The following is an 11,794-nucleotide window of genomic DNA, read 5'->3' as shown; positions in this document are numbered from 1 at the left end:
TCAACGGAACCGGCGAGTGCGGTTCCCCGGCGTCGGACGCTGCGCGATGGCAATGTCCGAAATGCTCAATCCACGCTGTAGTGGACGGACAGCGTGCCCTTCTTCTGCGAAAGGGACGCGATCGTGACTGTGCCTAGATCCTTCAGGCTGCGTACGTGGGTGCCACCGCAGCCATAGGCTGGCAGCTCACCGAAACTGATTTCCCGCGCGCCTTCGCGCAGCGAGGTCAGGCGCGGCAGATCATGTTCGATCCACTGCTCGATACCGGTTTGCACGGTCGGCGCATCGACTTCTTCAGCGCTATCGCCCGGCTTGAATTGCACCCGACCTTCGTCCGGCCAGTGGTGCGCCTTGATCGGCATCCAGCCCATGGCCTGAATGAAATGACCGATCAGGTGCCCGGCCGAGTGCATGCGCGTATTGAAGCGGCGGCGCTCTTCATCGATACGGATGACGGTCATGCCCAGCGGCAGCGGGCGGTCGACGAAATGCACAATGCGCTCAGGTTCCTGCACCACGCGCGACACCCGGCTTTCACCGATCCAGCCGGTGTCGCAAGGCTGACCGCCGCCCTGGGGGTGAAACAGGGTGGCGCGCAGCACTATGGCGAATTCGTTCTCGTGGGGTGTGCAGTCGAGGACTTCGACATTCGCCTTGAGGTCGTCACTGTGAAAAAACAGGCGAAGCGTCATATTCCATGCCCTGATCGAAGTTCTGTTTTTATTATATGAATCGTGCAATAACGTGATAATCCATTCGAACATCAAAGGACTTGTGCGTCGTGAGCATCAATCTTCCGCTGCCGCTGCTGGGTGAAATGGCGATTTTCGTCAAGGTTGTCGAGACCGGCAGCTTCTCTGAAGCGGCGCGGCAGATGGGTTCCTCACCCTCGGCGGTCAGTCGCAGTATTTCCCGATTGGAAAAGGCGTTGGCCACGCGCTTGCTGCAACGCACCACACGCAAACTGCGCTTGAGCGATGGTGGTGAGGAGGTGTTCAAGCGTTGCCAGGAAATGGTCAGCGCGGCCAGGTCGGTGATGGAAATCAGCGGCCAGTTCACCCACGAAGCCGAAGGCCTGGTGCGGGTCAGCGTGCCGAAAGCGGTGGGGCGCTTTGTGATTCATCCGCACATGCCGGAGTTTCTGCGCCGCTATCCCAAGGTCGACGTCGAGTTGTTGCTGGAGGATCGTCAGGTCGACTTGATCGATGATCATGTCGATCTGGCGATTCGCATCACTGATCGTCCACCGGCCGGTCTGGTCGGGCGGCAGTTGCTGACCATCGATCATTTGCTTTGCGCCACGCCGCAATACCTGGCCGAACATGGCACGCCGACGCATCCTCATGATTTGCTCAATCACAGTTGTATTTATCTGGGCGAAACGCCGAGCGATGCGCGCTGGAAGTTCAAGAAGGGCAGTAAAGCTGTCACGGTCGGGGTGCGTGGGCGTTATGCCGCCAATCACACGGGCGTGCGCTTGGGGGCGGTGTTGCAGCACATCGGGATTGGCAGTCTGCCGTATTTCACGGCGCGTTATGCGTTGGAGCAGAAGTTGATTGTGCAGGTGTTGCCGGACTGGACGTTTCTTGCCTCTTATCATGGTGGGTTGTGGTTGCTGCATTCGCCGACGCGTTATCTGCCACCGAAGTTGCGGGTGTTTATTGATTATCTGGTGGAGTGTTTGCAGAAGGAGCCGACGTTGGGTAGGCCCGGGAAATCTGCCGGTGGGAGCAATGCGGCTGTGGCGTATGAGCTGCCGGAGAGTGAGGGGTTGCTTTGAGGTTTTTTTGGTGGGACTTGGCGGCCTTTGGGCCGACCAGGCTCTGGTGGTTTGGGTGAATATCCGTTTCTGCGGTAACGGCTGCTTAGGGTTTCGCCCTTACGGCGACTTACTTTTTTACAAGCGCCTAAAAAAGTACGCAAAAAACGCTAGCTCCTACGTTCGGCCCTCGCAGGCTCGGGTTCCTTCGCTGCGGGATCGATCCGGGCGCAGCGGCTACGGTTTGCTTCGCTGCACCTACACTCGCTGTGTACGACTGCGTCGTACGGTCGCTGCGCTCCCACGCCCGGATCAATCCCTCCGCTCAGCCTTCCGACGTCGCCTGTGAATCAAGATCAAAAGCGGTACTCGAGCTTGCGCTCATTGTTTTGAGTGGTGAGGGGCGGGTGGTGTCTGGCTGTTTTTGTGGTGAATTCTCCCCTCACCCCAGCCCTCTCCCCGAGGAGAGGGAGCTGATTTGTGTGCTTTTCAAATCCTGAGTTCAACTCGGACTTTCACATCGACGTAACTCGCCCAAACACCTCGGTCAGTCCCCTCTCCCTCTGGGAGAGGGCTAGGGTGAGGGGGCTTTTGATCTTGAAAAAAAGGCCCGCATGGAATCACCAGTGCGGGCCTTTCATTATCGTTTGAAAAATCAGTGCTTGCTGTCCTGCGCCGACATGGCCAGCAGTTGTTTTTCCTGGTTCCAGTCGAACGGTTCGTCGTTCTGTTCGGCTTCGTAGCGGCGTTCTTCGAGGGCCTGGTAGAGGTCGATTTCTTCGTCGGAGAGGTAGTGCAGGCAGTCGCCGGCGAAGAACCACAGCAGGTCGCGTGGGATCAGGTGGGCGATTTGCGGGTAGCGGGTGATGACTTGGGTGAGGATGTCCTGGCCCAGGTATTGGCTTTCGATAGGGTCGATAGGCAGGGAGGCCAGCAGTTCGTCGAAGCGCTCGAGGAACAGGGCATGGCTTTCTTCGGGCACTTGTTCGGCCTCACCTACGGCGACCAGGATACTGCGCAGGTGGTCGAGCAACACGAGATGATCGGCAACGACGTTGGACACGAGATAAGTCCTCAAGAGCAAAACGGGCGCGGGAGTATAAAGCCCTCGCGCCGTTTTTTCACATAAACCGGGTTCAGCGGACTTTGCCCTCTGCCTGGGTCAGTTCTTCTTTGGCGAAATCGTCGACGTCGATCACCTTGCGGCGGGCCGCTTCGGCGTCGCGCAGGCTTTGCGCTTCGACGGCTTGCAGCACGCCGGCTTCCAGCGCGGCATCGATGGCGTGTTCGCCGGCTGCCGGTTTGACCTGGCCGCTCTTCAGTGCGGTGTGCAGTTTCTTGTGGAGCGGTTGCGCGGCATTGAGCAGGTCGCTGGCGTGTTGCAGCGCGCCCACGGCATCGTCCGCCGATTGCGGGCGGTAGCAGCCGGCGAGCAGTTCTTCGAGAGCCGGATCGCCTTTGGCGCGACCGATGACCGCAGCGACTTCGGCACCAAGTTTGTCCGATGGGCCTTTGTGCCGGCGACCGAACGGGAAGACGATGACCCGCAGCAGGCAGCCGAAGACTTTGTTCGGAAAGTTGCTCAGCAGTTCATCCAGTGCGCGCTCCGACTGGCCGAGGCTTTCTTCCATGGCCCAGCGGAACAGCGGCTCCATGTACGCCGGCGAATCCAGGTCGTGATAACGCTTGAGCGCCGCAGAGGCCAGATACAGGTTGCTCAGCACGTCGCCGAGGCGCGCCGACAGGCGTTCGCGGCGTTTCAGTTCGCCGCCCAGGAGCATCATGCTGAAGTCGGCGAGCATGGCAAATGCGGCGGCCTGACGGTTCAGCGCGCGGAAGTAGCCTTGGCTGATCCTGTCACCCGGCGCATGTTCGAAATGGCCAAGGCCGAGGTTTAGCACCAGTGTGCTGGCCGCATTGCTGACGGCGAAACCGATGTGCTTGAGCAGCAGGCCATCGAATTCCTTGAGTGCCTGGTCTTTATCCTGGCGACCGGCCAAGGCCATTTCCTTGAGTACGAACGGATGGCAACGGATCGCGCCCTGACCGAAGATCATCAGGTTGCGCGACAGGATGTTCGCGCCTTCGACGGTGATGAAGATCGGCGCGCCGTTCCAGCTGCGGCCGAGGTAGTTGTTCGGCCCCATGATGATGGCTTTGCCGCCGTGCACATCCATGGCGTGGCTGATGCATTCGCGGCCGCGTTCGGTGAGGTGGTATTTGAGGATCGCCGACAGCACCGATGGTTTTTCACCCAGGTCCACCGCGTTGGCGGTGAGCATGCGGGCGGCGTCCATCATCCACGCGTTACCGCCGATGCGCGCCATGGCTTCCTGGATGCCCTCGAAAGCGGACAGCGGTACATTGAATTGCTCGCGAATCTGCGCGTATTGGCCAGTGACCAGACTGGTGAACTTGGCCGCACCGGTACCGACGGCTGGCAGCGAGATCGAACGCCCGACGGACAGGCAGTTCATCAGCATCATCCAGCCCTTGCCGAGCATTTCCTGACCACCGATGAGGTAGTCCAGAGGAATGAACACGTCCTTGCCGGAGTTCGGGCCGTTCATGAACGCGGCGCCCAGCGGCAGGTGCCGACGACCGATTTCCACACCTGCGGTATCGGTCGGGATCAGCGCCAGGCTGATGCCGAGGTCTTCTTCTTCACCGAGCAGGTGATCCGGGTCATAAGCCTTGAATGCCAGGCCAAGCAGGGTTGCTACCGGGCCGAGGGTGATGTAGCGCTTTTCCCAGTTCAGGCGCAGGCCGATGACTTCCTGTCCTTCCCACTGGCCTTTGCAGATGATCCCGGTGTCGGGCATCGCGCCGGCATCGGAACCGGCCAGCGGACCGGTCAATGCGAAGCACGGAATATCGTCGCCACGGGCCAGGCGCGGCAGGTAGTGATTACGTTGTTCGTCGGTGCCGTAATGCAGCAATAGTTCGGCAGGGCCGAGGGAGTTGGGCACCATCACGGTGGAGGCGAGGTCGCCGCTGCGTGTCGCCAGTTTCATTGCCACTTGTGAGTGAGCGTAGGCCGAGAAGCCTTTGCCGCCGTATTCCTTGGGAATGATCAGGGCGAAAAAGCCATGTTCCTTGATGTGCGTCCAGGCCTCGGGCGGCAGGTCCATGGACTGGCCGATCTGCCAGTCGCTGACCATTGCGCAGAGTTCTTCGGTCGGGCCGTCGATGAAGGCTTGTTCTTCTTCGCTCAGTTGCACTTTTGGATAGGACAGCAGTTTGTCCCAGTCCGGACGGCCGCTGAACAGCTCGCCGTCCCACCATACGGTGCCAGCATCGATCGCGTCGCGTTCGGTCTGTGACATGGGCGGCAGGGTTTTCTGGAACCAGTTGAACAGCGGCGCGGTGAAGTGCTTGCGGCGCAGGTCAGGCAGCAACAATGGCGCGGCGACCACCGCCAACAGGACCCAGAAGACAAACAGCAGCCAGCCCGGCGCGTGACTGAAAATCCCCATGGCGACCAGATAGGCCGCAACGATGCCCAACGCGGGCAGCGGGGCGATGCGTCGATGGGCGAGATACGCCACGCCGACGATCAAAACCAGTATCCACAACAACAGCATATTCAGTCCTCCGTGAACCAAGGCAAATCGACCCTCCACAGCTTAGACGGCATCTGCAAATAAGGGTGGTCAGAGCATGGTGATTGAAATCGTGGGAAACCCCGGATGGTTTTCGTAGGTTCGGTGGGCAACACGTGTGGGAAATCGTTCGTTGCTGCGCAGCTTTGCTTTCAGGTTTGGCCGAAACGTCGTTATCTCTGTGCTCAGGCTGTCGCTAGACTCGTGGCTTACCCAGGAGATTGCCGTCATGCACGAGTATCTGAGCCCCGGCCGCTTCATCGATAGTGACCACCCGGCGGTGGTGGAGTTCGCCGAGCAGCATCGCGGCGCCAGTAACGATCCGCGTGAGCAGGCGATCAGTCTGTATTACGCCGTGCGCGAGGCGGTGCGCTACAACCCCTACACCTTCAGTCGTGATCCGCAAACTTTGTGTGGCAGTTACGCACTGGCGGCGGGGGAGAGTTATTGCGTGCCGAAAGCTACGCTGCTCGCCGGTTGTGCCCGGCATTGCGGGATCCCGGCGCGCATCGGTCTGGCCGATGTGCGCAATCATTTGTCGACGCCGCGTCTGCTCGAGTTGCTGAAAAGCGACGTGTTCGCCATGCATGGCTACACCGAGCTGTTTCTCGACGGCCGCTGGGTCAAGGCGACGCCGGCGTTCAACCAGCAACTGTGCGAGCTGTTCAACGTCGCAGCGCTGGAATTCGACGGGGTCAACGACAGCGTTTTCCACCCGTTCAACCGTGATGGCGCGCAGTTGATGGAATATCTGCTCGATCACGGCCAGTTCACCGATGTGCCGGAAACGTTCTTCTTCGAGCACCTGCAAAAGTGCTATCCGCATCTGTTCAGTGAGCAACTGCCGGTGCTGTTGGGCGACATGCAGACTGATTTGAGTCGCACCTGATCCGGCGTATGCTGGCCGTCCACTCACTTGCAAAGAGGCGGTCATGCTGAAGATCTGGGGACGAAAAAATTCATCGAACGTCAGAAAGCCCTTGTGGGCTGCCGAAGAGTTGGGCCTGGCTTACGAGGCCATCGATGCCGGCGGCGCGTTCGGTGTGGTCGATACGCCCGAGTACCGCGCGATGAACCCCAATGGCCGGGTGCCGGTGATCGAGGATGACGGTTTCGTGCTTTGGGAATCCAACGCCATCGTTCGCTACCTGCTGGCCAAGCACGCCCCAGACAGCGCTTGGTACCCGGCGGATGCGCAAGCCCGCGCCACGGCGGACAAATGGATGGACTGGACCACGTCGAGTTTCGCCGGGCCGTTTCGCACGGTGTTCTGGGGTGTGCTGCGCACGCCTGCCGAGAAGCAGGACTGGAAGGCGATCAACGCCGCGATCAAGGAATGCGATGAACTGCTGAACATGGCCGACCACGCCTTGATCAGCCAGCCTTATCTCTCCGGCAATGACATCGGCATGGGCGACATCCCGTTGGGCAGCTTCATCTATGCCTGGTTCGAAATGCCCATCGAGCGCGCCCCGCAACCGCATCTGCAAGCCTGGTATGAACGTTTGAAGCAGCGTGTGGCCTATCAGAAAGCGGTCATGACCGCGTTGACTTGATAATTACTATCGACACACTTGACTGTACTTGTTCGGCGGCGGCAAGCACCATTGCGAACTTGCGCCGCGGTTGTTTCCCTCGCCGCCCGCCCTTATTTACTTCTTTCCTTCCTTCTTGGTGCGTAAATCCGATATGAGTTCCGCTCTGTCCATCCGGCAGCTAACCAAAACCTACGGCAACGGGTTCCAGGCCTTGAGTGGTATCGATCTGGACGTCGCCGAAGGTGATTTTTTCGCCTTGCTCGGCCCCAACGGCGCCGGCAAATCCACAACCATCGGCATCCTCTCGACCCTGGTCAACAAAACCAGCGGCACCGTGAATATTTTCGGCCATGACCTGGACAAGAACCCGGCGGCGCTCAAGCGCTCGATCGGCGTGGTGCCGCAGGAATTCAACTTCAACCAGTTCGAAAAGACCTTCGACATCGTCGTGACCCAGGCCGGCTACTACGGCATTCCGGCGAAAGTCGCCAAGGAACGCGCCGAGCAGTACCTGACCCAGCTGGGGCTGTGGGACAAGCGTGATGTGCCATCGCGTTCGCTGTCCGGCGGCATGAAACGGCGTCTGATGATCGCCCGTGCACTGGTGCACGAACCGCGTCTGCTGATCCTCGATGAGCCGACTGCGGGCGTCGATATCGAACTGCGCCGTTCGATGTGGACCTTCCTCACCGAGCTGAATCAGAAGGGCATCACCATCATTCTGACCACGCATTATCTGGAAGAGGCCGAGCAGCTGTGCCGCAATATCGGCATCATCGACCACGGCACCATCGTCGAAAACACCAGCATGAAACAGTTGCTGGGCCAGTTGCACGTGGAAACCTTTTTGCTCGACCTGAAACACGACTTGCACGTTGCGCCGCAATTGCTCGGCTACCCGGCCCGATTGCTCGACGGCCACACCCTGGAAGTGCAGGTCGATAAATCCATGGGCATCACGGCGTTGTTCACCCAGTTGGCGCAGCAGAACATCGAAGTGCTGAGCCTGCGTAACAAAACCAATCGCCTCGAGGAGTTGTTCGTGTCCCTGGTGGAGAAAAATCTGTCGAAGGTGGCGGTATGAGTTCCGAGTTCGGTCCCAACCTCGTCGCCCTGCAAACCATCGTCTACCGCGAGGTCAAACGCTTCATGCGGATCTGGCCGCAGACGCTGCTGCCGCCGGCGATCACCATGGTTCTGTACTTCGTGATCTTCGGCAACCTGATCGGCCGACAGATCGGCGACATGGGTGGCTTCACCTACATGGAGTACATCGTGCCGGGTCTGATCATGATGTCAGTGATCACCAACTCCTACGGCAACGTGGTCTCAAGTTTCTTCGGCAGCAAGTTCCAGCGCTCGATCGAAGAGCTGATGGTCTCGCCGGTGTCACCGCACACGATCCTGATCGGCTTCACCATTGGTGGGGTATTGCGCGGTCTGGCGGTGGGTCTGATCGTGACGATCCTGTCGCTGTTCTTCACCCATCTGCAGGTGCATCACCTCGGCGTGACCATTCTGGTAGTGGTGCTGACCGCGACGATCTTTTCGCTGCTGGGCTTCATCAACGCGGTGTTTGCGCGCAACTTCGATGATATTTCGATCATTCCGACCTTTGTGCTGACCCCGCTGACTTACCTGGGCGGCGTGTTCTACTCGATCACTTTGCTGCCACCGTTCTGGCAGACCGTGTCGCTGGCCAACCCGGTGCTGCACATGGTCAACGCCTTCCGCTACGGCATCCTTGGTGTCTCGGATATCCGTATCGGCATCGCCATCACCTTCATGCTGGTGGCGACCGTGGTGCTTTATCTCGGCTGTGCGCGGTTGCTGGTGAGCGGGCGCGGGATGCGCACCTGATCCCGACCGTGTCACCTTCTTCGCGAGCAGGCTCGCTCCCACATTGGAATGATGTTCTCTGTGGGAGCGAGCCTGCTCGCGAATGGGCCAGCCCAGACACAACAAAAAACGGCCTCCCATCGCGGAGGCCGTTTTGCATTCATTTCTGCCGACTTTGCTTGCGCCGCCGCCATTGCCGCGCCACCCACCAGCGCCAGTAAAGCATCACCAGAAAATAGGCGAGGACGCCCAGCACCAGGCCAACAACCACCGAGCCCAATAAAAACGGCTGCCACAATGTCGACAGCTCACCGCTGATCCATTCCCAGGTCAACTCGTCCGGCAGATGCCGCGCCGGCACATCCATCAGGAACGCCCCGGCCTGGTAGGTGCAGAAAAACACCGCCGGCATGGTGATCGGATTGGTCAGCCAGACCAGGCTCACCGCGATTGGCATATTGCCGCGCACCATCACCGCCAATGCCGCCGCTACCAGCATCTGTGCCGGGATCGGCAGGAACGCCGCAAACAGGCCGACCGCCATCGCCCGGGCGACCGAGTGGCGGTTGAGATGCCAGAGGTTAGGGTCATGCAGCAACGTGCCGAGAAAGCGTAAGGATTTGTGTTCCCTGATGCTCGTCGGGTCGGGCATGTAACGTTTGAATAAGCGCCGGGGCATAGGGCTTCTCGGTCGGTTAAGGCGGCAAGTATGTCTGGATTCTACGAACCGCCCATTCAGACTTTGTGACAATTGTTAACGACGGTGGTGCCGCAGACCGGCTATGCCTAGTGGGGGGACTCTCAAGGACGGGCATATGCGCACAGGGATGATGGCGCTGGCAGTCGGTCTGCTGGCCCCGGTTTTTTTGCCGGCCTTGCCGCCGGTCGGTTGGTTGCTGGTGCTGCCAATGGTGGCGCTGATGTTGCTGCCGTTTCGCAGCTTTCCATTGGCGTTTTTGCTGTTTGGCTTTACCTGGGCCTGCGTTGGCGCGCAGTGGGCGCTAAATGACCGCTTGCCACCGAGCCTCGACGGCGAAACCCGTTGGCTCGAAGGGCGCGTGGTCGGTTTGCCGCAACACAGCGATGGCGTGGTGCGTTTCGAGCTGGCTGATGCGCGCTCACGCCACGAAAAACTGCCATCGCTGCTGCGCCTGGCCTGGTACGCCGGGCCGCCGGTCAACAGCGGCGAACGCTGGCGACTGGCGGTGAAGTTGAAGCGCCCGGGTGGCTTGCTCAACCCGGACGCCTTCGATTACGAGGCCTGGCTGCTGGCGCAACGGATTGGGGCGACCGGCACGATCAAGGATGGCCAGCGCTTGGCTGAGGCTCGGCATGCATGGCGCGACGGCGTTCGCCAACGCCTGCTGGCGGTGGATGCGCAAGGACGCGAGGGCGCGCTGGCGGCGCTGGTGCTTGGCGACGGTTCGGGGCTGAGTCGCGAGGACTGGCAGATTCTGCAAGACACCGGCACCGTGCATTTGCTGGTGATCTCCGGACAGCACATCGGTTTGCTGGCGGCTGTAATGTATCTGCTGGTCGCCGGGCTGGCGCGTTTCGGAATCTGGCCGGTGCGCTGGCCATGGTTGCCGTGGGCGTGTGGCCTGGCATTCGCGGCGGCGCTGGGTTACGGCTTGCTCGCCGGGTTCGATGTGCCGGTGCAGCGCGCCTGCGTGATGGTGGCGCTGGTGCTGCTGTGGCGGCTGCGTTTTCGCCATCTCGGCGCGTGGTGGCCGTTATTGCTGGCGTTCAATGGCGTGCTGTTGTTCGATCCGCTGGCCAGTTTGCGTCCAGGTTTCTGGCTGTCCTTCGCAGCCGTTGCAGTACTGATTTTCACCTTCGGCGGGCGGCTTGGGGCCTGGCGGTGGTGGCAGACCTGGACCCGCGCGCAGTGGCTGATCGCGATCGGCTTGTGTCCGGTGTTGCTGGCGTTGAGCTTGCCCATCAGCGTCAGCGGGCCTGTAGCCAATCTGCTGGCGGTACCGTGGGTCAGCCTCGTGGTGCTGCCGCCGGCATTGCTCGGCACGCTATTGCTGCCCGTGCCTTATGTTGGCGAAGGACTGTTGTGGCTGGCCGGTGGTTTGATCGACTGGCTGTTTATCGGGCTGGCGCTGATTGCCGGGCAATGGCCGGCGTGGATACCGGCCGCCATTCCATGGTGGGCTTTGGTCCTGGGCAGCCTTGGCGCCATTTTATTGCTGTTGCCCCGTGGCGTGCCAATGCGTCCGTTGGGCTGGCCGCTGCTGTTGCTCTTGGCACTGCCGCCTCAAGAGCGAATAGAGGAAGGGCGAGCCGATGTCTGGCAAATCGACGTCGGCCAAGGCTTGGCGATTTTTGTGCGCACGCGACATCACGCATTGCTCTATGACGCCGGCCCGCGTTTCGGCGAGTTCGATCTCGGCGAGCGAGTGGTATTGCCAGCGTTACGTAAACTCAATGTGCAAGCGCTCGACTTGATGCTGCTCAGCCACGCTGACGCCGATCACGCTGGCGGCGCCCGGGCGGTCATGCGTGGATTGAACGTGCACCGCGTGGTCAGCGGCGATCCGCCAAACCTGCCGCCGGAGCTGAACGCCGAAGCCTGCGCAAGTGGCGAACAATGGCAGTGGGACGGCGTGCGGTTCCAGCTCTGGCAATGGTCGGCGGCAGATGACAGCAACCAGCGTTCCTGTGTGTTGCAGATCGAAGCCAACGGCGAACGCCTGCTGCTCACTGGCGATATCGACACTCATGCCGAGCGCGTCCTGCTCGACAGCGCCTTGGCCGTGCCGACGCAGTGGCTGCAATCGCCCCATCACGGCAGTCGCAGTTCATCGTCGATGGCCCTGCTCAAAACCTTGCAGCCCGAAGCGGTGCTGATCTCCCGTGGCCACGGCAACTCCTTCGGTCATCCGCATCCCACCGTGCTGGCGCGCTACCGCAAGCAAGGTCTGCCCATCTACGACAGCGCCGAACAAGGTGCCATTCATTTGCAACTGGGCAGCTTCAAGCCGCCGTGGACGATGCGGCAACAGCGGCGTTTCTGGCGCGATCCGCCGGTCCCGGGCCGTTGATCGGTG

Annotated in this window: 10 protein-coding genes; 6 read left to right on the top strand and 4 right to left on the bottom strand. The window is 60.5% G+C overall.

The window, feature by feature from the left end; genetic code table 11:
* Positions 1-65: 65 nt before the first annotated feature.
* A complete protein-coding gene (locus PSH90_RS19330) occupies positions 66-692 on the bottom strand; it encodes an alanyl-tRNA editing protein (RefSeq protein ID WP_305381321.1) in 627 nt (208 codons plus the stop codon).
* 89 nt (positions 693-781) lie between these two features.
* On the opposite strand from PSH90_RS19330, the gene PSH90_RS19325 reads away from it, so the two are divergent.
* Positions 782-1,780, top strand: a complete 999-nt coding sequence (locus PSH90_RS19325) for a LysR family transcriptional regulator (RefSeq protein WP_024013940.1) — start codon at positions 782-784, stop codon at positions 1,778-1,780.
* A 634-nt stretch (positions 1,781-2,414) separates the two neighbouring features.
* Here PSH90_RS19325 and PSH90_RS19320 read toward each other — a convergent pair.
* Positions 2,415-2,822 (bottom strand): PA2817 family protein, encoded by a 408-nt coding sequence (locus PSH90_RS19320; protein WP_007967565.1) that lies wholly within the window; start codon positions 2,820-2,822, stop codon positions 2,415-2,417.
* Between the two features lie 73 nt (positions 2,823-2,895).
* Positions 2,896-5,343, bottom strand: a complete 2,448-nt coding sequence (locus tag PSH90_RS19315) for an acyl-CoA dehydrogenase (RefSeq protein ID WP_150637617.1) — start codon at positions 5,341-5,343, stop codon at positions 2,896-2,898.
* 247 nt (positions 5,344-5,590) lie between these two features.
* Between PSH90_RS19315 and PSH90_RS19310 the strand changes: the two genes are divergently transcribed.
* The 4 genes from PSH90_RS19310 (at position 5,591) to PSH90_RS19295 (ending at position 8,759) form a co-directional block, all read left to right on the top strand.
* Positions 5,591-6,250, top strand: a complete 660-nt coding sequence (locus PSH90_RS19310) for a transglutaminase family protein (protein ID WP_122507604.1) — start codon at positions 5,591-5,593, stop codon at positions 6,248-6,250.
* 43 nt (positions 6,251-6,293) lie between these two features.
* Positions 6,294-6,917 (top strand): glutathione S-transferase family protein, encoded by a 624-nt coding sequence (locus PSH90_RS19305; RefSeq protein ID WP_305381319.1) that lies wholly within the window; start codon positions 6,294-6,296, stop codon positions 6,915-6,917.
* 133 nt (positions 6,918-7,050) lie between these two features.
* Positions 7,051-7,983 (top strand): ABC transporter ATP-binding protein, encoded by a 933-nt coding sequence (locus PSH90_RS19300; RefSeq protein ID WP_076563818.1) that lies wholly within the window; start codon positions 7,051-7,053, stop codon positions 7,981-7,983.
* Complete coding sequence (locus PSH90_RS19295) at positions 7,980-8,759, top strand: ABC transporter permease (RefSeq protein WP_056788203.1); 780 nt, start codon at positions 7,980-7,982, stop codon at positions 8,757-8,759. Before PSH90_RS19300 ends, PSH90_RS19295 begins: the two co-directional genes overlap by 4 nt.
* Positions 8,760-8,898: 139 nt before the next feature.
* Here PSH90_RS19295 and PSH90_RS19290 read toward each other — a convergent pair whose 3' ends face one another.
* Positions 8,899-9,417, bottom strand: a complete 519-nt coding sequence (locus tag PSH90_RS19290; RefSeq protein WP_039760200.1) for a DUF2062 domain-containing protein — start codon at positions 9,415-9,417, stop codon at positions 8,899-8,901.
* Between the two features lie 136 nt (positions 9,418-9,553).
* Between PSH90_RS19290 and PSH90_RS19285 the strand changes: the two genes are divergently transcribed.
* Entirely contained in the window at positions 9,554-11,788 is a 2,235-nt protein-coding gene (locus PSH90_RS19285) for a DNA internalization-related competence protein ComEC/Rec2 (RefSeq protein WP_305381318.1), read from the top strand.
* The last annotated feature ends 6 nt before the right edge of the window (positions 11,789-11,794 follow it).

The organism is Pseudomonas sp. FP1762, from assembly GCF_030687105.1.
GTDB lineage: Bacteria > Pseudomonadota > Gammaproteobacteria > Pseudomonadales > Pseudomonadaceae > Aquipseudomonas > Aquipseudomonas siliginis.
Note: the sequence above shows the minus strand (reverse complement) of the source record. Positions and strands in the feature narration are given on the sequence as shown.

Bases quoted from the DNA above. Each gene is read 5' to 3' on its own strand.
- PSH90_RS19305 (WP_305381319.1), top strand. From the start codon at position 6,294: ATGCTGAAGATCTGGGGACGAAAAAATTCATCGAACGTCAGAAAGCCC.
- PSH90_RS19295 (WP_056788203.1), top strand. From the start codon at position 7,980: ATGAGTTCCGAGTTCGGTCCCAACCTCGTCGCCCTGCAAACCATCGTC.
- PSH90_RS19290 (WP_039760200.1), bottom strand. From the start codon at position 9,417: ATGCCCCGGCGCTTATTCAAACGTTACATGCCCGACCCGACGAGCATC.
- PSH90_RS19300 (WP_076563818.1), top strand. From the start codon at position 7,051: ATGAGTTCCGCTCTGTCCATCCGGCAGCTAACCAAAACCTACGGCAAC.
- PSH90_RS19315 (WP_150637617.1), bottom strand. From the start codon at position 5,343: ATGCTGTTGTTGTGGATACTGGTTTTGATCGTCGGCGTGGCGTATCTC.
- PSH90_RS19330 (WP_305381321.1), bottom strand. From the start codon at position 692: ATGACGCTTCGCCTGTTTTTTCACAGTGACGACCTCAAGGCGAATGTC.
- PSH90_RS19310 (WP_122507604.1), top strand. From the start codon at position 5,591: ATGCACGAGTATCTGAGCCCCGGCCGCTTCATCGATAGTGACCACCCG.
- PSH90_RS19285 (WP_305381318.1), top strand. From the start codon at position 9,554: ATGCGCACAGGGATGATGGCGCTGGCAGTCGGTCTGCTGGCCCCGGTT.